We start from the raw sequence: 22,536 nt of genomic DNA on the forward strand, positions 1-22,536 counted from the left end.
CGTTTTTTGATGTACTTCAGCGTCACACGCGGCTAGTTTGCCGCCCCCAAAGTTGCTAGGTTTGGGCTCAAGCCAGCGCTTCGTCTTCGGCCTATTCTTTGAGCGCCTGACGGTAAACGCCGGAGTCGTGATGCGTTTTTTACTTTCAAAATGCGCCAACGCTTGCTTGACGGCATGCCGGTGAAAATTTAACATTGTTGCAACAAAAGGAGGGGCTTATGGAAATCGCCATCAGAACAATCGGGAACAGTAAGGGCATAGTTTTGCCCAAGGCGCTACTGACCCAAGCAGGACTAGAGGAGCAGAGCACCGCCAACATCGTGGTGGAGAACGGGCAGATCATTCTGAGTAAACCCGCCAAGGCGGTGCGTGCAGGTTGGTCCGAGGCAGCCGCCGCTGTGGCGGCTCAGGGCGACGATGCCCTGCTGATGGGCGAGTTCGGCAACGCAGACGATGCGGAGCTGAGCTGGTGAGGCGGGGTGACATTTGGCTGGTGAATCTGGACCCGACCGTGGGCAGCGAAATCCAGAAATCACGCCCTTGCGTGGTGGTGTCGCCAGCAGAGTTGAATGAGAAGCTGCGAACCGTGATCGTGGCACCCATGACCTCCAAAGGCTTTGCGGCTCCGTTCCGGGTGCCGGTGACGCATGCCGGCACCAAGGGCCAGATCGTGCTGGACCAACTGCGAACCGTCGATAAGGTGCGCCTGATCAAAAAGCTGGGCGCTGTACCTGCAAAGACCTTGACCGCGGTGTTGGTGACGCTGCAAGAAGTATTTGCTGAATAAGGAACCCGCATCGGTGTCTGACAAACAGGCCAGCGATCTATTGATCCGGCCTGTGAAGCATTCAATAATCAAAAATTTTGTAGGTCGGTGGCTTCAGCCCCGACATTGCAGGCTTCGGCACAGGCTGCATGTCGGGGCTGAAGCCACCGACCTACGGAGTGACGGTACAAAAAATTCAAACTTCACGGGGCCGAATCAATAGACTGGGCGAGGTACCAGACGGCAACTTTACGGCGCAGGGTCAGGGGATCAGTTGTGCAAAATTGGTCTGGGCAGTCACTTCTGACTACCCATGAATGAAGTTTGTCATGCCCACTGTTCCTGCCAACGTCCCCACCAGTTTGATACTTCCCGGCGAGCTCAAGCTGCAGCTTGAAGAAGATGCCAAGCAAATGGGCATGAGCCTGCACGCTTTCATGGTGAGCACACTGGCCGATGCGGCTCAGCCCAAGCGCTTGCGGCAAACATTTGCGCAAGATTCGGCGGATGCACTGGCCGTCATGAACTCCACCGGCACAGGTCATGCGCTGGACGATGTGCGTCTCTATTTTTCTGAACTGAAAGAACACCGGCTGGGGCAAAGCGCGCCGCCTGCACCTTTGCAACCGAGAAAAATGGGCTGAGATGTGAGCGCCGTATTTCTAAGCCCAGCGGCATTTCAGGATTTGGTCCAGTTGGAAACGTTTTTGTTTGAGTCCGAAAATCCATTGGCGCGAAGCAGGTTATCAAGATGATGAAGTTTGAGGGGGTACGAAATCCAAGCGCACCCCCACCAGACCACGGAGATGTGGGCTTTTTTGGCCTCAATGTGTCTCAAAATCCGTCTTATGAACAAAGTTGTAAAAACGCTACTTATCCATAAAATGAAGACATGAACACCCTCCCCCATACGTCCGAGGCCAACTACATCACAGGGAAAGCCGCCCTAAATGTGCCGAACCCTGATGGTTCATTCGCTGATTGGCATTTTGACGAAGTGTTTTTGAGTGGGCGAGGAAAAATCCGCATTGCAGGCAAGGACACCGAGCCAACTTTTTCCATGCTTGGGAATTATGGAATCCGTGAATGCAGTGACACGCTGCGACGCTTTGGGCTTACTGTCCCTGTTAAAGACAGGGTCTACACAGCAAACCATGTTCGAGCCATCCTCGACATGGTGCTTGCTTCAATTTCAAAGAAAAAACTCCCTGCCCACATCGTCGCCGGTGAGTTCATTGATTCAGAGATTGAACTCGCAGAACTGAGATCAAAGGTGCAGGAACTCAAACAAAAAATATCCGATCCAATGATTCTTTCACTCTTGACACAATGGGAACAAACCAGCCTCTAGCCTTCAATGAAGAACGGCAACTCCATGTAGACATCATGCGAGCCATCGCCCGTGAACTTCACGATATCCCCATGGTGCTCAAGAACGACACTGCACTTTTGATTTGGTAGGGGCTTGATCGGTTTTCGGAAGATCTTGACTTTGATGCGCCCAAAAAATTCAACATTGCAGGGCGAGTTGAAAAAATCCTCTCGCAAAAAACCAAAGGGCACGGCATCCGCACCGTGAAAGACACGGACACGGTGCAACGGCTCAAAGCCCATTACACGGGCCTCACCAGTGACCGACTGTTGAAAATCGAGACCTCTTTCCGAACGCCACCCTCCGAAGAACAAACAACTGTCATTGATGGCATCCGCACCTACTCAGTGGGAACACTCATTGCACAAAAGATCAACGCCCTCGAACACAGAACCGCAGCCCGCGACTTGTACGACATAGCGTATTTGATACGCCAATACGCCGAGAAGTTTTCCAACGAATCCATCCAAAAACTTGGGGAGTTGATGGCGGATGTGGACGCTGTAGAGCAGCGGTTTCAAGAAGCATTTGAAGAAGACGAAATTCTTGATGCTTCACGCCTCATGGAAATCATTTTCCAAATCACCGAGTTCGTAAATCACCAGCCATGAAAATTGGCTATGCCCGTGTCTCGACCGAAGACCAAACCACAGACCCGCAAATAGACGCACTTCGTGGCCGTGGCTGCGAGACCATCTACCAAGAACACCGAAGCGGAAAAAATACCGACCGCCCCGAGCTGGAGAGTTGCCTCCAAGCCCTTCGAACGGGCGAAACCTTGCCGATCTGGTGCGTATCGTGAACGACCTGAAAGCCCGAGACGTGGCATTTGCCTCACTCACAGACAGCATCGACACCACCATGACTGAAAGCCGCCCAAGCCAGAGGCAAATCAAGTGGGCGGCCGCCCAAACTCTCAGGCAAAGAACTTGCCATGGCCAAGGCACTCATGGCGGACAAATCCAACCCTGTTGCAGAAATAGCCAAACGCTTTGGACGGGGTGAGGTACTCGACAGCCACTTCTCGGGGCTGGGTCTGGGGCGTAGTGGCCAGCATGTCACTGACTTCTTCGAGCGAGGGCATTGCTTCGGCCAGTTATCGCCGCTCTGCCAGTCATCCCGTCATTAGAAGTCAAGAAAATCGAACAGCGAGAAATCGATATCCGGAAACTCCAACCATGAAAGATCGAGGTCGAACCAGGAGCTGTCTGTCACATTGCTCACGCTCGAAAGCATGTCACTTTTCATGGAAACATAGTCGCAACTCTCACCAACTGATCGGTGGTATTCGTCGAAATCTTTGTGTGAATTAAATGCGGCGAAAGACCAACAGACGAAGTCGACATCAACTTTATTGCGTTGATTGGCCGCCTTAACTTCCTCAATGGTGTAGTACTGCTTCTTGCCATAGTTCTGCAGAAGATCGCTTCCGACCATCCGGACTTGTTGGCGTCTATCGGGAGGTGAGATTGCACATGCTGGCATAAAACAAACTTGGAATATGTTGAGTTGAATCAGCCAGCGCTTTGTCCTCAGCAGGTGCGTTGTGTGCCTGACGGTAGGCGCCGGGTTTGAGATGGGGTGTGTCCTGAGTTTTCTGCAAACTGTCTAATGGCAAGAAACTGCCTTCACCAACTTGTAGAGGTCTGGCAAATCGTAGCGAATCGTTTTCCAGACCATTTCAAAATCCACTTTGTCATAGCCGTGTGATAAACGATTGCGCATGGCGTACATGACCTGCCAAGGGATTTCTGCATTTGCTGCTGCAAATGCAGCATCTACGCGTTGTATGTTGTTGGCCGCCTCGCCAATGACCTCAATGTTTCGAATCACCGCATCCTGAATCAGTTCACTGCTCAGAAATCCAATTTCGTCAACGTCCGCTGTGTGGCGCTCAATACGTTCCATCGCAGCCAGAATGTGGCCCAAGTAATCAGGCACGCGCAATGTTTTGTTCATACCGGTACAGCCTCGGCCAACACAAAATTGCGGAACTTGTCAGGTAATGCATTGGGGGTCAACACATCCACTGACACGCCCAAGAGCTTTTCTAACTCAACTTGAATCTTGGCCACATCCATGAATGTTGTGGTGGGTGTTGGGTCAATCAAAATGTCCAAGTCACTGCCTTCATGGTCATCACCATGCAGCACAGAGCCAAACACACGGGCATTGCAGGCACGATGACGCTCAACCACAGTGCGAATAGCCACACGGTTTGTTTGCAGGGCAAGAGATGGCTTCATGAGTGTTTTCCCACATTGAAATCCGATTGATTCTTAACTGGTGGTTCACGCTTGCAACGCAACGCCAAAATCTGAATTGTGAAGCAAGATACAGAAGTCTTGCGGGTCGCGGCGGCTTCGGCATCGACTTGAGACCGGTCCAAAACGAACTTCGTCGAAACTATTGATTCGGCCCTGTGAAGTTTTCAATGCGCAAAGCTGTTGTAGGTCGGCGGTCGATGACCCCGACATGGGCCTGTGCCTAAACCAATAACGTCGGACTCTGCGAGTGCCGACCTACGAGAAAACATGTCTCACGCATTTCATACTTCAGCGTGCCGGATCAATAATGCCCCGACTTGCAAAACTGCATGCAGCCACCGGGATGGCTCTTGTAGGAGCCCACCCTGTGGGCGATGGTTTTCAAGGGCGTGTGCCACGCTCATCGCCCACGGGGTGGGCTCCTACATGTCCATGGACACGTCAGCAGGTTCGTTGTGCGCCTGCCGATACGCCCCTGGCGTCAGACCCGTCCAGCCTTTGAAGGCGCGGTGGAAGGTGCTGGCTTCTGAAAAGCCCACGCGGGCGGCCACTTCGAGCAGTGGTAAGTCGGTCTGGGTGAGGTATTCGACGGCCACGTCGCGGCGCAGGGCGTCTTTGATCATTTGGTAGCCCTGGCCTTCGCGCTGCAGGCGGCGGCGCAGGGTCTGGGGCGTGGTGGCCAGCATGTCGCTGATGGCTTCGAGCGAGGGCATTTCTTCGGCCAGGTAGCGGCGCAGCATGCGGCGGATGCGCTCGGTCAGGCTGGCCTGGTCGCGGTATTTGACCAGCAGGCAGGCCGGGGCCTGGTGCAAAAACGCTTCCACGCTTTCGGTGTTTTGCACCACGGGCAGGTCGAGCCATTTGGCGTCAAAGCGGTAGCCCCATTCGCCCGCCATCAGGTGGATGGGCGCCTGGAACAGTTTGGACGCATCACTGCGGCGGGCCACGTCGCGGTCTTGGTAGACGACTTCATCCACCGGGATGCGCCGCGCCGCCAGCCAGCACATGACGCCGTAGCTGAGGAACATGAAGACCCGCACGGCGTAGGCCTGGCGATCATTCAGGGTGTGGCGCGGGCTCATGCGCAGATAAGCCACGCCGTCGCTGACCACCAGGCGCGGCACAAAGTCGGGCAGCAGCGCGTGGTAGTAACGCAGCCCGGCGCGCACGGCCTCACCCAGTTTGCGGTGGCCCACCAGCATGCGGCAGGCCATGGCGAAAGAGCCCAGGGGCAGCGCGGTGGTGCTCAGGCCCCAAAACTCGTCGCGGTGGTGGCGCACCAGCGCCGTCATCAGGCGGGCAAACTGGGTTTGGGTGACGCGCGCCAGCTTGGATTCGAGCAGCGCAGGCAGGATGCCCGCTCGGCGCAGCACGGCGGCACGCTGGTCTTCGTCCTCGATGGCCATGAGCATCTGCACCACCTGATAAACCGCAATGGTGTGTTGAATGGGCGTGGCGTTGGGGGAGCGGGTCATTGGCAGAAAACGACGCACGCATGCTGCGTGCGGGCAAGGCCTCTGGATTTGTGGGAGCCAGCCCTGCTGGCGATTGCAGCGCTTTTGGTCCGCAGGCCATCGCTTGCAGGGCAAGCTCCTACAGGGGCAAACCCTACAGTTCTGGGCACGGTTGGCCAATTGTTTGGCCCTGCTTTGCTTTTGTGGGAGCCAGCCCTACTGGCGATTGAGGCGCTTGTGGTCCGCAGGCCATCGCTTGCAGGGCAAGCTCCTACAGGGGCAAACCCTGCAGATATGGGAACGGTTGGCTGATTGTTTTGCCCTGCTTTGCTTTTGTAGGAGCCAGCCCTACTGGCGATTGCAGCGCTTGTTGTCCACGGGCCATCGCCCACGGGGTGGGCTCCTACGAAGGCAAACCCATTCGCAACGAGGGGCAGGACAACAGGTTCAAACATCATGGGTGGGGTCGGAGGAAGGTCTCTATCCTACGACTTTGCGTTGGCATAAAACATCAATCTCGGTGTCATCGAGTCCCGCAGCGGTCAGCAGCTCGCGGGTGTGCTGGCCCTGCAGGGGAGCGGGGCGTTGCACTTCAAAGCGGTAGCCGCTCATCTGCAGGGGCATGGCCATTTGTGTCATGGTCTCGCCCTGCGCGGTCTGCACCTGCACCCACATGCCCCGGTCCTGAAAGTGGGGCAGCTGTTGCGCCTCGTCAAGTTTGAGCACGGGGGTCACGCAGCAGTCGGCGCCTGCCAGCACTTGCGCCCAATGGGCGAGCGGGTGCGCCTGCACCGCATGGGCCACTTCGCGCCGCACCCAGTCGTTCAAGGCCTGGGTTTTGGGGATGTGGTGCTCGGCCAGATCGGGGCGGCCCAGCAGGGTGCAAAAGGTGTCCCAGAACTTGTGCTCGAAAGCGCCCACGGCCAGGTAGCGGCCGTCTTGTGTGGGGTACAGGCCGTAGCAGGGCAGCGCCCCAGTGAGCTTGTCGCCACCGGGCGCGGGCACGCGGCCCCGGCTGTGCAGGCCTGCGAGCGGGATGACCGCATGGGCCAGCACGCCGTCGGCAATGGCCACGTCCACATGGCGGCCTTGGCCGGTGCGCTGCGCATCAAACAAGGCGGCCAAGATGCCCATGACGGCGGGCATGGTGCCACCCAGCAAGTCGCCCATGGGCAGGTTGGACAGGGCCAGTTCGCCAGCGGGCGTGCCCACTTGGTCGGCCACGCCGGCATAGCCGCAGTAGTTGAGGTCATGCCCGGCCTTTTGGCTCAGCGGCCCGGTCTGGCCGTAGCCGCTGATGCTGCAGTACACCAGGCGCGGGTTGCATGCACGCACCTCGTCGTAGCCCAGGCCCAGGCGAGCCATCACGCCCGGGCGAAAGCCTTCGACCAGCACGTCGGCGGTTTCGCACAGCTTGAGCAAGAGCTGCACGCCTTCGGGGTGCTTCAGGTCCAGGCGCATGCCGCGTTTGTTGCGGTTGAGCATTTCGCGCACCGGGGGCGAGGCGTAGTCGCCCGCGCCCAGGTCTTCGATCTTGATGACGTCGGCGCCCAGGTCGGCCAGGTGCAGGGTGCACATGGGGCCGGGCAGCAGGCGGGTGAGGTCGAGCACGCGCACGCCTTGCAGGGGCGGGCGGTTTTGCGGATTGGTGACTGCGTTGGTCATGCGGCGCTGCCTTTCGCCACGGATTTGCGCAGTTCGGTTTTTTGGACTTTGCCTGCTGCGGTCAGGGGCAGCTTGTCGCGGAATTCGTAGGTTTTGGGGCACTTGAAGGCGCTGATCTGGCCGCGGCAGTGTTGATCAAGGTCGGTGTCGGCAAGCACCGCCCCCGGGCGCAGCACCACAAAGGCGTGCACGGACTCGCCCCATTTTTCATGCGGAATGCCAATGACGGCGCATGCGGCCACGGCGGGGTGGCTGCTCAGGGCGTTTTCGACTTCGGCGGGGTAGACGTTTTCGCCCCCGGTGATGACCATGTCTTTGATGCGGTCGATGACATACAGAAAGCCGCCTTCGTCCATGGTGCCGCCGTCGCCGGTGTGCAGCCAGCCGCCTTGCAGGGCTTGGGCAGTCTCTTCGGGGCGACCCCAATAGCCTTGCATGACCATGGGGCCACGGATCAGGATTTCGCCCGGGGTGCCCGGCGGCAGTTCTTGGCCTTCGGCGTCAGCAATGCGGATCTCGGACGACAAGCCCGCCTGGCCAGCCGAGCGCATGCGCGGGTCGGCGAGAAAGGCCGGATCACGCGAGATTTGCAGCACCGACACCGACGCGGCGGTTTCGGTCATGCCATAGGCGTGCACAAACTGGACTTGGGGGAAAGCGGCCAGGCCGCGCTCGAGCAGGGGCAAGGTGATGGGCGCGGCGCCCCACAAAATGCGTTCGAGCTGGGGCAGGTGCTGCGGGTTGAAGCCTTCGGTGTCGAGCAGCATTTGCAGCATGCTGGGCACGATGGCCAGGTCCGACACCCGCTCGCGGGCCATGGTGTCCACCACCTGCCTGGGCTGGAACACGGGCACGGTGACGCAGGTGCCGCCCACAATGGTCTGCCCCAGCATGCGGCCCAGCCCCGCCACATGGAACATGGGCGAGATGAGCAGGGTGATGTAATGCGGCGGGGTGGGCACTTCGGCCATGCGCCCCACCAGCGACGCCCAGAGGTTGCCGTGCGAGAGCATCACGCCTTTGGGAAAACCGGTGGTGCCGCCGGTGTAGACGATGGCCGCCAGCGTGTCTGGGGCGCTGCGCACATCTTCCATGGGGGATGCGGCGGCAGCTTTTTCTTCCAAGCACAGGTAACCATCAGGGGCCTGAGCTTCCCCGATGTAAATCCCATGCCGCAGGGCCGGGAGGGCGTCGGTCATGGCCTGCGCGGTGGCCATCAGGCTGTCGTCGACCGCCAGCGCACTGGCGCCGCAGTCGCGCAAGGCGAAGGCCACTTCGGCCGCTGTCCAGCGGGTGTTGATCGGGTTGATCACCAGCCCCGCCCAGGCCCCGGCCAGCAGCAACTCGATCATGCGGTCACTGTTCAGAGCCAGCACGGACAAGCGCTCGCCCGGTTGCATGCCCAGCGCACGCAGCGCTGACGCGGTACGGGCCACCCGGTCCACCAGTTGCCGAAAAGTCTGGCGGCGGCTGCCTGTGACGGTGGCGATTTTGTCGGGGTGTCTTTGCATTGAGCGGTGCAAACCAGCGGTGAGGTACATGTTTTGTCTCCATCGGTACGGCCTGGTCGCAGGCCGTCGTTTTGAGGTGATTGCACCGCGCAGACGGGCCAGCCGCAATCGCTGCAAGACTCAAAGGCATTGGCAGAAAGTGACACGGCTTCAAGCTCAAACGTCGTTTGGGGGCCCAACAAGCTCTATCCCATGAGCTTTACTCACAGCATTGACACATTAATTTTTAGTAGCTACATTAATGCTATGCGTATCGAGTTTGATCCGATCAAAGACGCCTCGAATCAGATCAAACATGGTCTGTCTTTGGGCATGGCCGAAGAACTCGACTGGGAATCCGCGCTGGTATGGGTTGACGATCGGTTTGAGTACAACGAGATGCGAATGATCGCTCTCGCACCCAAGACCGAAACCCTTTACTACGTGGCATTTGTTGACCGGGTACCAGCGCGAAGAATCATCAGCCTTCGCCGTGCCAATCGACGGGAGGTAAAGCACTATGTCGAAAATTTCTAAGCACCCGACTGTACGCATGCCCAGCGTGCAAGAGGACAAGGCCATCACCGCCGCTGCCCGCAGCGATCCGGATGCTCAGCCGCTCACGCCCACACAATTGAAGGCCATGGTCCCACTCAAGAGTTTGCGCGGTCGGCCCAAGTCCGAGAACAAAAAACAGCTGGTTTCGGTGCGCTACAGCCCCGAAGTGCTGGCCTATTTCAAGTCCACGGGCGAAGGCTGGCAGTCGCGCATGGACAGCGTGCTGCGCCAATATGTGGCCAGCCATTCGAGACCCTAAGTCGCCATCCCCGATAATCACGCCTTCAGATTTCCCCCCGGCCCGCACGCACTGCGGGCCATTTTTTCGGAGCAAACCATGAGCACTTTTCAAACCACCGGCGCACGCGCCACGGGCCTGGCCACCATCGCCGCTGACGGCACCGTGCTGGACACCTGGTTCCCCGCCCCCGAACTCGCGGCCGACGTGGCCGCCAGCGGCAGCACCCGGCTGACGCAAGCCGAAGCCGTCGCCGCTTTGGGCGCTGACGTGGCCCAGGCCCTGGTGGCCTGCAGCGTGCGCAACGCCACCGTGGTGGCCGTGCGCACCGAGATCAAAAACCTGGCCGACGCGCCCGCCGACACCCACGACGCTTACCTCCGTCTGCACCTGCTGAGCCACCGCCTGGTGTTGCCACACGGCGCGAACGTGACCGGCATCTTTGGCCTGCTGCCCAACGTGGCCTGGACCAACTTTGGCCCCTGCGCCCTGGCCGATGTGCCCGCCGCCCGCCTCAAAGCCCGTGGCGCTGGCCGCGTGCTCGAGATCAAGGGTCTGGACAAGTTCCCGCAAATGACCGACTACGTGATCCCGTCGGGCGTTCGCATCGCCAACGCCGACCGCGTGCGCCTGGGCGCGCACCTGGCCAGCGGCACCACCGTCATGCACGAAGGCTTTTGCAACTTCAACGCGGGCACGCTGGGTGCCAGCATGGTCGAAGGCCGCATCAGCGCGGGCGTGGTGGTCGATGACGCCAGCGACATCGGCGGCGGCGCGTCCATCATGGGCACGCTGTCGGGTGGCGGCAAAGAAGTCATCAAAGTGGGCAAACGCTGCCTGCTGGGTGCCAACGCCGGCATCGGCATTTCGCTGGGCGACGACTGCATCGTCGAAGCCGGTTGCTACATCACGGGCGGCAGCCGCGTGCAAATGCCCGACGGCTCGGTCATGAAGGCCAAAGAGCTGTCCGGCAAAAACGGCATCCTGTTCCGCCGCGATTCACAGTCCGGCGCGCTGCACGCGATTCCGCGCAACAAGAGCTGGGGCGAGTTGAATGCTGAGTTGCACAAAAACTGATTTGGGTTCTACTCAAACGGAAACGGCGCACCTGTTCAAACGGGTGCGCCGTTTTGTTTTTCCGCTCGCACAGAGGTGGGATAGAAACTCTGCGTCGAACGCACTCAGAGACTGCCCGGGGACAACTTGCTCCGACGTCGCTCAAAGCCCCTGCACCAACCCAGCATTGACCCGCGCCAATTCTCGGAATTCGTCACCAATCCGCTTATCCGCGGCAGCGCTTTGCCAGAACTGCAGGGCCAGCGCCCGCGCGTGTGGCCAGACGCTCAGGGTGTGCGCGTTGGGGCGCGGCAGCTGGCTTGACCAGTCGCGCGCCACCACTTCGCCCGCCACCGGGGCGTAGTACATGGGCAGCATGTCGTAAGCCGGGGCCAGTTGCCAGCGGTGCTGGTGCAGCAGCAGCGACACATTGCCATGGTGGCGGTCGGTGTTGGCGATCAGGGCGCCAAAGGCGTCGAGCAGGCACAGGGTCTGGATGTCGATGGCGCTCAGGCTTTCGGCGCCTGCGCGGCCGGTCTGCATGGCGGTGGCCGCCCATTGCGAACCGATGCCGATGTAGTGGGCGTCGTACATCTCCAAAGACACCATGCCGATGCGACCTTGCGCCGTGCGGTCAAAGCGGCGGCTTTGCAAAAAGACGCGGCCAGCGGCCTGCACGATGTCGGTTTGTGCGGCGGCGATGCCTGCGGCTTGCAGCGTTTGCAGGGCCAATGCTTCGCACACCAGCAGGTCGCGCCAGCGCTGGTCTGCCGGGCCATTGCCTGCGGGCGAGAATTTGACCAGCACGGGCACGCCATGGGTCACGGCGCAAAACTTGGGTTGCTCGCCACCCGCGCTGGAGCCTGGGGCGGCACTCCCCAGGGCTTGCAGGGACAAGCCAGGGTAGTCCTGCTCCGTGTCACTCACCACCGGGGCGGCGCTGCGGTTGCGGGGCAAAGCCAGATAACGGTCGAGCGACGCAGCGCCCACCAGCAAATTGCCGGGCAAGTCTTCCCCTGCGCGCACCAGCGCCAGCAGGATGTGGTCGTCGCTCCAGTGCGCCAAGTGGGGAGGCAAGGCCAAATCAGGATGTGCCTGCGCAAAGGCCCGGCCCAAAAAACCTTGGGGCCGAGTGTCCATCAAGAACCAGGGCAGGCTGGGGTGGAACGCGCTTTGGCCGTGGACCTTGTCGGCTTCGTCCATCCAGAAGCCGCCACCCACCAGTGGATAGAGCGTGCCAAAGCGTTGCAGTTCGCCGTCGGCCTGCACTTGGTGGATGAGCACCTGTCGACCCACACCGGGCACATCGCGCGGCAGCAGGTAGCGCTGCGCCCGGGCCGCACCCACTTTGACCACTTGGCCAGAGGCCAGCAAGGGGGTCAGCAGGCGCGAGACCGTGGCTTGGCTCACGCCCAGTTGGGCCTGCAACTCAGGGCTGCTGGCATGGCCGTTGTGGCGGCGCAAGGCGGTGATCGGGGTGTCAGCGGGATTCATTAAATAGATAAGTGAATAAATAATTCTATGATACAACGTGGTTAAGTATTTGTAATTTAATAAGTTTCTCTTTATTTTGACAATCAGCACTCAACTCATCGAATAGATTTTTGAAAGTGTGCAGGACCTTGAGTGGCCTCACCCTCAAGCCGCCTCACTGTTGAGAAATTCGTGCGCAGCCACGATCTGAATGTCGTCCCTTTCCAATTTTTAAGAGCACTTTGGAATTTGGTCTCGACATTTGTCCAACGTGCCAAACAACCGTCGCACATGAGCCAGCACTGCTTTTGCCGCCAGCGCTCTGTTGATTTGCCTATTGATTCGGCCCCGTGAAGTTTTGAATGCTCCAAGATGTTGTAGGTCGGCGGTCAAAGACCCCGACATGGGGCTGCGCCAAAACCAAAAATGTCGGACTCTGTGAGTGCCGACCTACGAGATGACATTGCTCACACAATTCAAACTTCAGCGTGCCGGTTCCATAACACCATTGATTTGCAACCCTTTACGCCCTCACAATGGGTCAACAACAGAAGGGCTCATATGTCTCAACGCACGGTATTCCAAATCAAGCTGCTGATCTGCGGGTTGGTGGTTTCGGCGGGCATTGCTTTCATGGCGCAGTTGCTGTGGCAGGGGCTTGGCCCGGGGACCCTGGCCCTTTATGTGCTGGCAGGCTGGGGCGTTTTGGCTGGGCTGATGCTGCTGTTGGTGGCAAACACCGCCATCAGCAGCTGGGTCAACCAGTGGATTTTGCGCAAGGGCGGCACGGACACGCAGTGGCTGTGGTTCCCCGCAGACCCGCCCGGCTTGCAAGGGGACCGCAAGCCCAAACAACCCTGAAGGGTTGGTGACCTCAGGGCTGTGGGTGGGTGCTGTCACGCCTTGGCCAAATGCGTTTTGGCCAGATCCACATACCAATCCAGGCACCCCGGGTTGGCCATGGCGTCTTTGTTGACCACCTTTTCCAGCGGCTGGCCCAGCATGAGTTTCTTGATCGGCAGCTCCTGCTTTTTGCCCGACAGGGTGCGCGGGATCTCGGCCACCTGGAAGATGTCGTTCGGGATGAAGCGCGGGCTGAGCGCCACCTTGATGGCGTTGTTGAGCTTGGCCTTGAGCGCGTCGTCCAGCACCGTGCCCGGGCGCAGCACCACAAACAGCGGCATGTAGCTTTCCTTGCCCAGGTACTCCAGGTCCACCACCATCGAGTCCATGACTTCGGGCAGGGCCTCGACGGCGCTGTACAGCTCGCTGGTGCCCATGCGCAAGCCATAACGGTTGATGGTCGCGTCACTGCGGCCAAAGATCACGCAGCTTTCGCCCTCGCCTTGTGCGTTGCCAATGCGCAGCCAGTCGCCGTGTCGCCAGACGCCGCCCATGCTGGCCGGGCCGTCGCCACCACCGGGCTTGCGGCCGTGACCTGCGGGGTACATCTCGAAATAGCTGGCCAGATAGCGGGCATTGTTCTGGTCGCCCCAAAAGTACAGCGGCATGGACGGGATGGGCTGCGTGCAGACCAGCTCGCCCACCTCGCCCAGCACGGACTCGCCCGCTTCGTTCCAGGCTTCGACCGCGCAGCCGAGTTCGCGGCACTGCATGACGCCGGGCTCTTGCGGCAGTTCGCGGTGGCCGCCCACAAAGGCGCCCGCAAAGTCGGTGCCGCCCGAAATGTTGCACCACCAAATATCGGTGCCGATTTTCCTGAATTCTTCAACGCCCCAGGTTTGCGTTTCGGGCGACAGGGGCGAACCCGTTGTGCCCAGGGCGCGAATCAGCGAAAGGTCACCGCAACGCGACAGGTCAACCCCGGCTTTTTGGCAGTTGGCAAAAAAGGCCGCGCCTGCGCCAAAGAAGGTGACTTTTTCTTCGGACGCCATGCGCCACAAAATGCCCCAATCGGGATTGTCTTTGCTGCCACCGGGGTTGCCGTCATAGATCACGCAGGTCACGCCGTTGAGCAAGCCCGCCACCTGCGCATTCCACATGACCCAGCCGGTGGAGCTGTACCAGTGGAAGCGCTCGCCAAAGCTGTTGGGGTGGTAGCTGCAGCCAATGTCGTTGTGCAGGATTTTGTTGGCCAGGGCCACGATCACGGTGCCCCCGTGGCCGTGCACGATGGGTTTGGGCAGACCGGTGGTGCCGCTCGAATAAACAATCCACAGCGGGTGGTCAAACGGCAGCCACATCGGCTCGAAGGCCTGCACCTCGGCGTCATCGCGCGCCGTGATGGCCGACATCTGCACACTGGCCCCCACATCGCAGTTGGTCAGATCGAGGGTGCCCAGGTTGTCGTGCACGATGACGTGTTGCACGCTGGGCAGCGCGTCACGCAGCTCCTGCACCACAAGCATGCGGTCAAAGTCACGCCCGCCGTAGCTCACCCCATCGACTGCAATCAGCACCTTGGGCTCGATTTGCTTGAAGCGGTCGAGCACGGCGTTGGTGCCCATGTCGGGCGCACAGATGCTCCACACGCCCCCCACGCTGGCGGTGGCCAAAAATGCCACCATGGCCTCGGGGATGTTGGGCAGGTAAGCGGCCACGCGGTCACCGGGCTCCACACCCTGGGCCTGCAGGTGCAGCGCCATGGCAGCCACCTGGCGGCGCAATTCTGGCCAACTCAACTCGCGGCGCAGGCCTTTTTCGTTCAGGCTGATGACGGCCAAAAACCCTGCCTCGTGCGCAGGCTGCACATGCCGCAGCACCTGGTGTGCGTAATTGGTCTTTGCCCCCGGGAACCATTTGGCACCGGGCATGACGTTGCCCGCCAGCACCGCCGTGTGCGGCGTGGGCGACTGCAATTCAAAGTAATCCCAGATGCTTTGCCAAAAAGCATCCAGCTCGGCCACCGACCAGCGCCACAAATCGTTGTAGGTGGCAAAGCTCAAGCCGCGTTCATCGCGCAGCCAATTTTGAAAGAGCCTGATCTGGGGCAGATGAGGGCTTGGAACAGGGGCTTTTATCGCGGTATTCATGGGGTGCAGCGTAGCAGCGCCCACGCTGGGCTGTCACGCGCAACAACCCTGAAACATGCACCTAGGTGACAGGGCGTGCAGGCTTTATGCAGGCGCCTCTTCGCAGCGTCCTTGGCCCGTGGCATGTCCCCGAAAATCGCTTTGCCATTGCCGCGCCACGAGATCGATCTGTATGCGTTCGTTGTCCACCGCGGTCACCACGCCGTTCGGAATCAGGGAAAAGGAATAGGGCTCCACACCATCAATGTGCAAGCGGCGTACGGCTTTTCGGTCCCAGTCGATGCGCACTTCGCGCACCCAGGTGCTGCGTTGCGGCATGTAGACCACGGCACAACTCAAGACCACCGATGACGGCGCCGCCACGGCGGGGCCAAGTGCTGCCAGACTCAGCGTCGCCCATCCCCAAGTACGCAGCAGTACGCGCACGGCTTCAGGCCGCCGTGTCTTTGTTCATGCGCTGGCTTTTCCAGTACACATCGTCACCGCCATTCAAACGGTTGAGCACGCGGGCCAGCACAAACATCAGATCCGACAGACGGTTGAGGTATTGGCGCGGCGTGTCGTTCAGGGCTTCTTCATTGCCCAAGGCCACGCAAGCGCGCTCGGCCCGGCGCGCCACGGTGCGGCACACATGAGCTTGCGACGCGCCACGGGTGCCTGCGGGCAAGATGAATTCCTCGAGCTTGGGCAGTTGGGCGTTGTATGTTTCGAGGGCCGCGTCAAGCGCCGCCACAGCTTCAACTTTCAGCAATTCAAAACCGGGAATGGACAGCTCGCCCCCCAGGTTGAACAGCTGGTGCTGCACCTCGACCAAGACCTCGCGCACATCGGCGGGCAGGTTTTCACACAGCAACACACCAATGTGGGAGTTCAGTTCGTCCACCTCGCCCATGGCGTGCACACGCAAGCTGTTTTTGGACACGCGCTGGTTGTTGCCCAGGCCGGTGGTGCCGTTGTCGCCGGTGCGGGTGGCGATTTGTGTGAGTCGGTTGCCCATGTGGTTTTCTCTGCAAATGATTGATTTCCTTGGGCGATTGTCTGCCATGTGGCCGCATCCTGTCTGACAAAGGACAAGCTGGCTTGTCCTGTAGGCGTAAACTGTTCTGTGAACTCACGAACAGCGGCAGTAGCACGAGGAGACACCCCATGAACGCCCCGACCCCCACCGCCCACCTGGCCCCCGAAGTCGCGCAGCGCGCCGTGCCCGAAGCCTTTTTAGCGGCCCTGAAGGCCCGCTTTGAAGGCAACTGCTCCACCGCGCTGGTGATCCGCGAGCAGCATGGCCGCGACGAGTCGGCCTTCACCCATGTGCCGCCACCGGCTGCGGTGGTGTTTGCCGAGTGCACCCAAGACGTGGCCGATGCCGTGAAACTGTGCGCGCAGTACCAGGTGCCGGTCATTCCCTTTGGCGTGGGCTCTTCGCTCGAAGGCCATTTGCTGGCGGTGCAAGGCGGCATCAGCATTGACCTCACGCGCATGAACAAGGTGCTGGCCATCAATGCCGAAGACCTGACAGTGACGGTGCAGCCGGGCGTCACGCGCAAGCAGCTCAACGAAGAAATCAAGTCCACCGGACTGTTCTTCCCGATCGACCCGGGCGCGGACGCCACCATTGGCGGCATGTGCGCCACCCGTGCCAGCGGCACCAACGCCGTGCGTTACGGCACCATGCGCGAGAACGTGCTGGCACTCGAAGTGGTGACCTCGACGGGCGAAGTGATCCGCACTGGCACCCGCGCCAAGAAGTCCAGCGCCGGTTACGACCTGACGCGCCTGATGGTGGGCAGCGAAGGCACGCTGGGCGTGATGACCGAAATCACCGTGCGCCTGTACCCGCTGCCCGAAGCCATCTCTGCCGCGATCTGCTCGTTCCCGAACATCGAGGCCGCTGTGCGCACCGTAATCCAGACCATCCAGCTGGGCGTGCCGATTGCCCGCGTGGAGCTGATCGACCACAACACCGTGCGCATGGTGAACGCCTACGCCAAGCTGGGCCTGCGCGAAGAAGCGCTGCTGCTGATGGAGTTCCACGGCTCGCCTGCAGGCGTCAAAGAGCAAGCCGAGACGGTGCAGGAAATCGCCAACGAATTCGGTGGCAACGCCTTTGAATGGGCTACCACACCCGAAGAGCGCACCCGCTTGTGGACAGCTCGGCACAACGCCTACTTTGCCGCCGTGCAAAGCCGCCCAGGCTGCCGCGCCATCAGCACCGACACCTGCGTGCCCATCAGCCGCCTGGCCGATTGCCTGCTGGACTCGGTGACAGAGACCGACGCCAGCGGCATTCCCTACTTTTTGGTCGGCCATGTGGGCGACGGCAATTTCCACTTTGGCTATTTGATCGACCCCAACAACCCGCAGGAATGCGAAACCGCCGAAGCGCTGAACCAGCAACTGGTCAACCGCGCGCTGCGCCTGGGCGGCACCTGCACGGGCGAGCACGGCATTGGCCTGCACAAGATGGACTTTTTGCGCACCGAAACCGGCGAAGGCGCCGTCGACATGATGCGCACCATCAAGCGGGCGCTGGACCCGCACAACATCATGAATCCGGGGAAGATTTTTTCGATGTGACTTGGCGACAGCGGTGCTTGTTGCTCCGAACTGTTCAAAGCAGCCTTCCGATGTAGGTCAGTAGCTCCAGCCCAACATGAGGCCTGTGACGAAGCGGGCAATCGTCGAACCTGAAGGTACCGACCTACGTTGCGGTATTTGTAGGACGATGGCAACAGAGCCGACATGGGGCCTGTGCCGGAGCGGGCAAATGTCGGACTCTTCGAGTGCCGACCTACTGTCGCCATGTCTCTGTGGGAGCTGGGCCTGCTGGCGATGACAGCGCTTGTGGTCTGCGAGGCATCGCTTGCGGGGCAAGCTCCTACAAGACAAACCATCCGTCAGACCGCAGGTGCTTTCAGCGAGCCCCAAACCACCTCGATGCCCATGCCGATGGCCAGCAGATTGCTGTCTGAGCCCAAGGGGCCGTCGATTTGCATGCCTACAGGCAAACCGCCTGCCGTCAAACCTGCAGGGATCGACACGCTGGGAATGCCAGCATTGGTGCAGGGGTCGGTGTTGCGGATGCAAGTGCCAAAGGTGTCTTTGTCTTTTTGCACCACACCGCCGACCGTGTAGCTGAGGTTTTTGGAGCCATTGGCCGCGTCGATCTTGGGCGCGGCCAAGAGGGTTGTTGGGAACAACACGCACTCCACACCTTGCGCTGCAAAATAGTCTTTGTAGAGTTTTTGCAAGGCTGGGCGCTTGGTGGCCATGATGCCCAGATAGGCATCACGGAAAGCGGCTTCACTGAAAGGGCCTTGAATGGCACCAAAGGCTCCTGCCACATCCGGGCTGGCGAGTTGATCCGCCACTTCCTTGACGGTTTTGACAGGCGCATTATTGGCCGCCAGATAGGCCGGAATGGCACGCACGGGTTCATGCAGGGCAATCGGAAACGACATCTCCCCATTGAGCGCCATGATGCCCGCCAGATCGGCATCCACAAACACCACACCGGCAGCCGCCAGCTTTTTCTTGGCAGCATCGGCCACGGTCTTCACACTGTCATCCAAGCCGGCCCAAAACGTGGCTGGAATGCCGATTTTGAGGCCTTTGAGTGATTTAGCCACAGGCACATCGCCGCCTGCAATCACGGCATCCAGCAAGGCCAGGTCGGCCACTGTGCGGGCGATGGGGCCTACCGTGTCGCGGGTGGTGCTGATGGGCAGGGCATCGTTGACGGTGTCGGGGTAGCGGCGGCCTTTGCCTTCGCCATCGCCCACCGAGGGACGGAAACCGGCCACGCCACAGAAGGAGGCTGGCACGCGCGTCGATCCCCCCGTGTCTGTGCCCAGACCGGCCGGTGCAAATCTTGCGGCAATGGCTGCAGCCGTTCCGCCCGATGAGCCGCCAGGAATACGGGTGCTGTCATAGGGGTTTTTGCAAGGGCGTGCAGCCCCGCCAGATTGGTCTGTGCCCAGCGTGAAGTTGGTGCTGGTGATGCCAAAAGCCCATTCGTGCAGATTGGACTTGCCCAGGACAATGGCGCCTGCATCGATCAACTTTTGAACGGAGGGCGCATTTTTGCTGGGCTGGAAATTGCGCAACGAGGGTGTGCCCCCCGTGGTCTTCATATCTTTGGTGTTGATGTTGTCCTTGACCACAATCGGCAAACCGGCCAAGGCACCGAGTTTTTTGCCGGCGGCACGGTCCGCATCGACCTGACGGGCCGCCGCCATGGCTTTGTCTTCATTCAGGTAAATCATGGCATTGAGGCTGCTGACGGCCTTGGCACGTGCAATCATGGCGGCCATATAGGTTTCGGCCTTGAGCTTGCCGTTGCTGATGTCGCGAACCACTTGCGTCGCGGTCAATTCGGACAGCGCATCTTTCGTTTTGGCCTGTGCCATGTGGCCACCGGCGGCCGTGAGAGCCAAGTCGCCCATGACGGCAGCTGCAGAGACGGCTGTGGTGTTTTTGAAAAATTGGCGTCGTGATGTGTCCATGCTCATGTGGGTCTCCTGTGAGGTGTTGTCAACGCCGAAATGGGCGTTCACACCATGCTAAGAAAACCAGTGATGAGCCACCATCCTTGATTCTCAGGATGCCGTCAGGGCCTGAGTTTGTGCACCAGCGCTGCCCGGTTGCTCACGCCGACTTTGCGAAAGGCGTTTTCCAGGTGGGTGCGCACCGTGGTGGTGGAAATGGCCAGTGACCGGGCAATTTCCTTGTCGGTCATGCCGATCATGACCAAACGTGCTGTGTCTTGTTCGCGGGTGGTCAAGCGTTGCGACAAGGTGTTCAGCGTCAAGGACTCGGGCTGATGCGCTCTTTGCGCCCGGGCCAGTGCCGTGACAAAAGCCGGTTGCAGCATGTCGAGCAAACGCATCTCGTCGGGGGTGAAGTTGTCCCTGCGCTTGTCGCGCCAGATGCGCATGTCACCCAGGTTTTGCCCCTGGTGCCAGGCATATAGGTTCACGCCCCAGTACAGGCCGTCCTTGTTCAGGAAGTCGTTGAAGAATTCGGTTTTCTTCAGCTCGTCAATCGCCAGCACATCGGTGGCGCGCACCGCCACCTGGTAACGCTGCATGAGCGGTGTGATCGGGTCATGGAACTGGTAATAACTCTCATAGGCCCGCAGATTCAGGGGGTCCATGTTGATCTGAATGGGTTGGGCAAAACTCTGACTGCCGGGCTGCCAGACAAAGCTGGCGTAATACTGCGCCCCGAGCAGCTGCATGACCAAATCACCCATGATCTCGCGGATTTCGGTCTCTTCATGGGGCTCGGCCAGGGTCTGCATGATCTGGCCGAGCAGTGTGGTTTGTTTTCCTGTCAAGTACATGCTTTTATGCCTTTTGCTTGCCCGCTGCCGGTCGATTAAATCCCGATACGCCACCGACCCCAAGCGGGTTTGCCCCATCCTCAATTGTCAGGAGTCGGCGGCTGAAATACTGAAATACTGGCCCTGCTCAGCAATTGGTCGATCTTGCCGCACAAAACCTCAGGCTCAAATGGTTTGAGCATGACGTCACTCAAGCCCGCCGCCTTGAAGCGTTCCAGATCCAGCGGATTGACGTTGGCGGTCATGCCCAGCACGGGCAATGCGTTTTGTGGTGCGGCAAAGGTCTGGCGCAAAGCGCTTGTGGCCACAATGCCGTCCATCTGCGGCATGACCATGTCCATCAAAATCAGGTCTACGGTCTGTTCGCGCAGCGTATCCAGAGCTTTTTGACCGTCCACCGCCTCCAAAATGGTGCTGTGCGGCCAGGCGTTTTGCAGCACCTGTTTGACCAGCAAACGGTTCAGAGGGTGGTCATCCACAATCAAGAATGACCAAGGTTTGTGACGGGTCTGGACAGCGGCTTTGACCAGGTTGGGTTTCTGCTCAGGGGGCTTTGCAGCTTCCAGGGGCAGCCGCAGCCAAAATCGTGATCCCTGTCCAGGCTCGCTTTCAAAACCGATCTCGCCACCCAGCAAGTGCGCCAGCTTTTGCGAGATGGCCAGGCCCAGTCCGTTGCCACCGTAGCGCGATTGAATATCACCCTCAGCCTGGCTGAAGCGTTTGAAAATTTGGGCCTGCCGTTCTTTGGCAATGCCAATGCCTGTGTCCTCGACCGCAAACACCACACCGGGGTTTTGCCATTGGAGTTTCAAGACCACCGAGCCTTGGTGGGTGAATTTGAGCGCGTTACCCAGCAAATTGACCAGCACTTGCATCAGGCGGTGCCGGTCTGTGTGCACCCACTGGGGTAGCGCCGCGTCCATCTCGATGCGGTAGTCGAGTTTCATGCTTTTGACGCGCGGCCAGAACAATTCAAATGCATGCTCGGCCACATGGCGCAACTCAAAGGTTTCGGGTTGGATGATCAGGTGACCAGCCTGCAGTTGCGAGTAATCCAGGATGTCATTGATCACGGTCATCAGGTGATCGGCCGACTGACGTGTGTGGTTGAGCACCTTGAGGGCTTTGGGCTTGTCCTTGACGCGTGTGAGCAGCAAGCTGTTGAAGCCCAAAATGGCGTTCATTGGCGTGCGAAGTTCATGGCTGACGGTGGCGATGAAATGCTCACGCATTTGCAAGGTCTGTTCCAACTCCTGGCGTTTGGCCACCAGTTCGCGCTGATAAAGCAAACTTTTTTCCAAGGCCTTCAGGTGCATCTTGTCGTAGATCAGGGGCACGATGATCAACACGCCTGTGACCAGTGTGTAGGTCACCCACGATGAGGGCGCATGCCGCAGGCCTTGTTCAAAATCGGGCAACAGGCCATAGTGGTTGCACACAGCCATGATCAAATGCATGAGCCAAACCATGACCAGCCAAAAGGTGCCCGCTTTTCGACCCATCACGTAGAACGGGGTTAAAGGCAAAATCATCAACCATGCCAACCGTGGTGAGAAGACGCCACCCGCACTCCAGGCACCGTAGAACAACACCATTGCTCCGACACTTGTACCGATATGTACCGCCCATTTCATCGGTAAGCCATAGTTCAAGAGGATCAGCAGCAGCAGCAAGAAAACCGCCATCGACAAGAAAATCGGCGACGCGTTCTGATAGGGACTGATGCCCACGTACAGCAAGAGCACGGTGACCACCAGGACCACGAACGAAAACACGTAGGGCATCTTGCCCTGCCGATAAGTCATGGGCAACTTGGTCATGACCTTGTCCAGGATGCTGAGTGCCATGTTTCGAATGCTCATG

At 59.6% G+C, this 22,536-nt stretch carries 24 protein-coding genes and 1 pseudogene; 11 read left to right on the forward strand and 14 right to left on the reverse strand.

The window, feature by feature from the left end; translation table 11 throughout:
• Nucleotides 1–195: hypothetical protein (locus AMM33_RS22530; protein WP_228768206.1), on the reverse strand; the 195-nt coding region annotated here is incomplete at its 3' end.
• A 23-nt stretch (nucleotides 196–218) separates the two neighbouring features.
• On the opposite strand from AMM33_RS22530, the gene AMM33_RS17190 reads away from it, so the two are divergent.
• The 6 genes and pseudogenes from AMM33_RS17190 to AMM33_RS22535 all read left to right on the forward strand — a co-directional run bounded on the left by AMM33_RS17190 (nucleotide 219) and on the right by AMM33_RS22535 (nucleotide 2,940).
• Nucleotides 219–473 (forward strand): AbrB/MazE/SpoVT family DNA-binding domain-containing protein, encoded by a 255-nt coding sequence (locus tag AMM33_RS17190; protein WP_090142567.1) that lies wholly within the window; start codon nucleotides 219–221, stop codon nucleotides 471–473.
• On the forward strand, nucleotides 467–787 hold the full coding sequence (locus tag AMM33_RS17195; RefSeq protein ID WP_090142566.1) for a type II toxin-antitoxin system PemK/MazF family toxin: 321 nt from the start codon (nucleotides 467–469) through the stop codon (nucleotides 785–787). Before AMM33_RS17190 ends, AMM33_RS17195 begins: the two co-directional genes overlap by 7 nt.
• A 308-nt stretch (nucleotides 788–1,095) precedes the next feature.
• A complete protein-coding gene (locus AMM33_RS17200; RefSeq protein WP_194945530.1) occupies nucleotides 1,096–1,410 on the forward strand; it encodes a hypothetical protein in 315 nt (104 codons plus the stop codon).
• Nucleotides 1,411–1,658: 248 nt separating this feature from the next.
• On the forward strand, nucleotides 1,659–2,117 hold the full coding sequence (locus tag AMM33_RS17205; RefSeq protein WP_090142509.1) for a hypothetical protein: 459 nt from the start codon (nucleotides 1,659–1,661) through the stop codon (nucleotides 2,115–2,117).
• Nucleotides 2,118–2,242: 125 nt separating this feature from the next.
• Nucleotides 2,243–2,749, forward strand: a pseudogene (locus AMM33_RS17215) (nucleotidyl transferase AbiEii/AbiGii toxin family protein); the annotation flags it as partial.
• Nucleotides 2,746–2,940, forward strand: coding sequence for a recombinase family protein (locus AMM33_RS22535; RefSeq protein ID WP_228768207.1), 195 nt, complete (start codon nucleotides 2,746–2,748; stop codon nucleotides 2,938–2,940). The pseudogene AMM33_RS17215 and the gene AMM33_RS22535, both read left to right, overlap by 4 nt.
• A 323-nt stretch (nucleotides 2,941–3,263) precedes the next feature.
• On the opposite strand, the gene AMM33_RS17225 is transcribed toward AMM33_RS22535, so the two are convergent.
• The 6 genes from AMM33_RS17225 to AMM33_RS17250 all read right to left on the reverse strand — a co-directional run bounded on the left by AMM33_RS17225 (nucleotide 3,264) and on the right by AMM33_RS17250 (nucleotide 9,065).
• A complete protein-coding gene (locus AMM33_RS17225) occupies nucleotides 3,264–3,623 on the reverse strand; it encodes a hypothetical protein (RefSeq protein WP_194945531.1) in 360 nt (119 codons plus the stop codon).
• A 123-nt stretch (nucleotides 3,624–3,746) separates the two neighbouring features.
• Nucleotides 3,747–4,097, reverse strand: coding sequence for a HepT-like ribonuclease domain-containing protein (locus tag AMM33_RS17230; protein WP_090142513.1), 351 nt, complete (start codon nucleotides 4,095–4,097; stop codon nucleotides 3,747–3,749).
• Entirely contained in the window at nucleotides 4,094–4,384 is a 291-nt protein-coding gene (locus tag AMM33_RS17235; protein WP_090142514.1) for a nucleotidyltransferase family protein, read from the reverse strand. Before AMM33_RS17235 ends, AMM33_RS17230 begins: the two co-directional genes overlap by 4 nt.
• A gap of 443 nt (nucleotides 4,385–4,827) precedes the next feature.
• Nucleotides 4,828–5,880, reverse strand: coding sequence for an AraC family transcriptional regulator (locus tag AMM33_RS17240; protein ID WP_090142515.1), 1,053 nt, complete (start codon nucleotides 5,878–5,880; stop codon nucleotides 4,828–4,830).
• Between the two features lie 459 nt (nucleotides 5,881–6,339).
• Nucleotides 6,340–7,524 (reverse strand): CaiB/BaiF CoA transferase family protein, encoded by a 1,185-nt coding sequence (locus AMM33_RS17245; RefSeq protein WP_090142516.1) that lies wholly within the window; start codon nucleotides 7,522–7,524, stop codon nucleotides 6,340–6,342.
• Nucleotides 7,521–9,065 (reverse strand): class I adenylate-forming enzyme family protein, encoded by a 1,545-nt coding sequence (locus AMM33_RS17250; protein WP_090142517.1) that lies wholly within the window; start codon nucleotides 9,063–9,065, stop codon nucleotides 7,521–7,523. The genes AMM33_RS17245 and AMM33_RS17250 overlap by 4 nt, the downstream gene beginning before the upstream one ends.
• Before the next feature lie 162 nt (nucleotides 9,066–9,227).
• On the opposite strand from AMM33_RS17250, the gene AMM33_RS17255 reads away from it, so the two are divergent.
• The 3 genes from AMM33_RS17255 to dapD all read left to right on the forward strand — a co-directional run bounded on the left by AMM33_RS17255 (nucleotide 9,228) and on the right by dapD (nucleotide 10,887).
• Nucleotides 9,228–9,551 carry a BrnT family toxin gene (locus AMM33_RS17255; RefSeq protein WP_369802470.1) on the forward strand — a complete coding sequence of 108 codons (324 nt, stop codon included), beginning with the start codon at nucleotides 9,228–9,230 and terminating at the stop codon, nucleotides 9,549–9,551.
• Entirely contained in the window at nucleotides 9,535–9,831 is a 297-nt protein-coding gene (locus AMM33_RS17260) for a BrnA antitoxin family protein (protein WP_090142518.1), read from the forward strand. Before AMM33_RS17255 ends, AMM33_RS17260 begins: the two co-directional genes overlap by 17 nt.
• Nucleotides 9,832–9,909: 78 nt before the next feature.
• The gene (gene dapD / locus AMM33_RS17265) at nucleotides 9,910–10,887 is read left to right on the forward strand and encodes a 2,3,4,5-tetrahydropyridine-2,6-dicarboxylate N-succinyltransferase (protein WP_090142519.1); all 978 of its coding nucleotides are present in this window, start codon (nucleotides 9,910–9,912) and stop codon (nucleotides 10,885–10,887) included.
• A gap of 141 nt (nucleotides 10,888–11,028) precedes the next feature.
• On the opposite strand, the gene yjjJ is transcribed toward dapD, so the two are convergent.
• The gene (gene yjjJ, locus AMM33_RS17270; RefSeq protein WP_090142520.1) at nucleotides 11,029–12,360 is read right to left on the reverse strand and encodes a type II toxin-antitoxin system HipA family toxin YjjJ; all 1,332 of its coding nucleotides are present in this window, start codon (nucleotides 12,358–12,360) and stop codon (nucleotides 11,029–11,031) included.
• Between the two features lie 540 nt (nucleotides 12,361–12,900).
• Between yjjJ and AMM33_RS17275 the strand changes: the two genes are divergently transcribed.
• Complete coding sequence (locus tag AMM33_RS17275) at nucleotides 12,901–13,200, forward strand: hypothetical protein (RefSeq protein ID WP_090142521.1); 300 nt, start codon at nucleotides 12,901–12,903, stop codon at nucleotides 13,198–13,200.
• A gap of 35 nt (nucleotides 13,201–13,235) precedes the next feature.
• Here the strand turns inward: AMM33_RS17275 and AMM33_RS17280 are convergent, their stop codons facing one another.
• The 3 genes from AMM33_RS17280 to AMM33_RS17290 form a co-directional block, all read right to left on the reverse strand.
• Complete coding sequence (locus AMM33_RS17280; RefSeq protein WP_090142568.1) at nucleotides 13,236–15,332, reverse strand: acetoacetate--CoA ligase; 2,097 nt, start codon at nucleotides 15,330–15,332, stop codon at nucleotides 13,236–13,238.
• Between the two features lie 84 nt (nucleotides 15,333–15,416).
• On the reverse strand, nucleotides 15,417–15,758 hold the full coding sequence (locus AMM33_RS17285; protein ID WP_194945532.1) for a hypothetical protein: 342 nt from the start codon (nucleotides 15,756–15,758) through the stop codon (nucleotides 15,417–15,419).
• Nucleotides 15,759–15,762: 4 nt separating this feature from the next.
• On the reverse strand, nucleotides 15,763–16,329 hold the full coding sequence (locus tag AMM33_RS17290) for a cob(I)yrinic acid a,c-diamide adenosyltransferase (protein ID WP_090142523.1): 567 nt from the start codon (nucleotides 16,327–16,329) through the stop codon (nucleotides 15,763–15,765).
• A 149-nt stretch (nucleotides 16,330–16,478) separates the two neighbouring features.
• Here AMM33_RS17290 and AMM33_RS17295 point away from each other — a divergent pair, with 149 nt between their 5' ends.
• Nucleotides 16,479–17,906 (forward strand): FAD-binding oxidoreductase, encoded by a 1,428-nt coding sequence (locus AMM33_RS17295; protein ID WP_090142524.1) that lies wholly within the window; start codon nucleotides 16,479–16,481, stop codon nucleotides 17,904–17,906.
• 320 nt (nucleotides 17,907–18,226) lie between these two features.
• Here AMM33_RS17295 and iaaH read toward each other — a convergent pair whose 3' ends face one another.
• The 3 genes from iaaH to AMM33_RS17310 all read right to left on the reverse strand — a co-directional run bounded on the left by iaaH (nucleotide 18,227) and on the right by AMM33_RS17310 (nucleotide 22,535).
• Nucleotides 18,227–19,738: an indoleacetamide hydrolase gene (gene iaaH, locus AMM33_RS17300; protein ID WP_228768212.1), complete on the reverse strand. Its 1,512-nt coding sequence runs from the start codon at nucleotides 19,736–19,738 to the stop codon at nucleotides 18,227–18,229.
• A 200-nt stretch (nucleotides 19,739–19,938) separates the two neighbouring features.
• Entirely contained in the window at nucleotides 19,939–20,673 is a 735-nt protein-coding gene (locus AMM33_RS17305; protein ID WP_090142570.1) for a helix-turn-helix transcriptional regulator, read from the reverse strand.
• 80 nt (nucleotides 20,674–20,753) lie between these two features.
• On the reverse strand, nucleotides 20,754–22,535 hold the full coding sequence (locus tag AMM33_RS17310; RefSeq protein ID WP_090142525.1) for an ATP-binding protein: 1,782 nt from the start codon (nucleotides 22,533–22,535) through the stop codon (nucleotides 20,754–20,756).
• Nucleotide 22,536 lies beyond the last annotated feature (1 nt).

Origin of the sequence: Limnohabitans sp. DM1, from assembly GCF_001269385.1 — a bacterium.
Taxonomy (GTDB): Bacteria; Pseudomonadota; Gammaproteobacteria; order Burkholderiales; family Burkholderiaceae_C; genus Limnohabitans_A.

Excerpts from the sequence above, each read along its gene's own strand:
- AMM33_RS17190 (WP_090142567.1), top strand. The coding sequence starts at position 219 with ATGGAAATCGCCATCAGAACAATCGGGAACAGTAAGGGCATAGTTTTG.
- AMM33_RS17200 (WP_194945530.1), top strand. The coding sequence starts at position 1,096 with ATGCCCACTGTTCCTGCCAACGTCCCCACCAGTTTGATACTTCCCGGC.
- AMM33_RS17205 (WP_090142509.1), top strand. The coding sequence starts at position 1,659 with ATGAACACCCTCCCCCATACGTCCGAGGCCAACTACATCACAGGGAAA.
- AMM33_RS22535 (WP_228768207.1), top strand. The coding sequence starts at position 2,746 with ATGAAAATTGGCTATGCCCGTGTCTCGACCGAAGACCAAACCACAGAC.
- AMM33_RS17225 (WP_194945531.1), bottom strand. The coding sequence starts at position 3,623 with ATGCCAGCATGTGCAATCTCACCTCCCGATAGACGCCAACAAGTCCGG.
- AMM33_RS17230 (WP_090142513.1), bottom strand. The coding sequence starts at position 4,097 with ATGAACAAAACATTGCGCGTGCCTGATTACTTGGGCCACATTCTGGCT.
- AMM33_RS17235 (WP_090142514.1), bottom strand. The coding sequence starts at position 4,384 with ATGAAGCCATCTCTTGCCCTGCAAACAAACCGTGTGGCTATTCGCACT.
- AMM33_RS17240 (WP_090142515.1), bottom strand. The coding sequence starts at position 5,880 with ATGACCCGCTCCCCCAACGCCACGCCCATTCAACACACCATTGCGGTT.
- AMM33_RS17245 (WP_090142516.1), bottom strand. The coding sequence starts at position 7,524 with ATGACCAACGCAGTCACCAATCCGCAAAACCGCCCGCCCCTGCAAGGC.
- AMM33_RS17250 (WP_090142517.1), bottom strand. The coding sequence starts at position 9,065 with ATGTACCTCACCGCTGGTTTGCACCGCTCAATGCAAAGACACCCCGAC.
- AMM33_RS17255 (WP_369802470.1), top strand. The coding sequence starts at position 9,228 with ATGAGCTTTACTCACAGCATTGACACATTAATTTTTAGTAGCTACATT.
- AMM33_RS17260 (WP_090142518.1), top strand. The coding sequence starts at position 9,535 with ATGTCGAAAATTTCTAAGCACCCGACTGTACGCATGCCCAGCGTGCAA.
- dapD (WP_090142519.1), top strand. The coding sequence starts at position 9,910 with ATGAGCACTTTTCAAACCACCGGCGCACGCGCCACGGGCCTGGCCACC.
- yjjJ (WP_090142520.1), bottom strand. The coding sequence starts at position 12,360 with ATGAATCCCGCTGACACCCCGATCACCGCCTTGCGCCGCCACAACGGC.
- AMM33_RS17275 (WP_090142521.1), top strand. The coding sequence starts at position 12,901 with ATGTCTCAACGCACGGTATTCCAAATCAAGCTGCTGATCTGCGGGTTG.
- AMM33_RS17280 (WP_090142568.1), bottom strand. The coding sequence starts at position 15,332 with ATGAATACCGCGATAAAAGCCCCTGTTCCAAGCCCTCATCTGCCCCAG.
- AMM33_RS17290 (WP_090142523.1), bottom strand. The coding sequence starts at position 16,329 with ATGGGCAACCGACTCACACAAATCGCCACCCGCACCGGCGACAACGGC.
- AMM33_RS17295 (WP_090142524.1), top strand. The coding sequence starts at position 16,479 with ATGAACGCCCCGACCCCCACCGCCCACCTGGCCCCCGAAGTCGCGCAG.
- iaaH (WP_228768212.1), bottom strand. The coding sequence starts at position 19,738 with ATGGCACAGGCCAAAACGAAAGATGCGCTGTCCGAATTGACCGCGACG.
- AMM33_RS17305 (WP_090142570.1), bottom strand. The coding sequence starts at position 20,673 with ATGTACTTGACAGGAAAACAAACCACACTGCTCGGCCAGATCATGCAG.
- AMM33_RS17310 (WP_090142525.1), bottom strand. The coding sequence starts at position 22,535 with ATGAGCATTCGAAACATGGCACTCAGCATCCTGGACAAGGTCATGACC.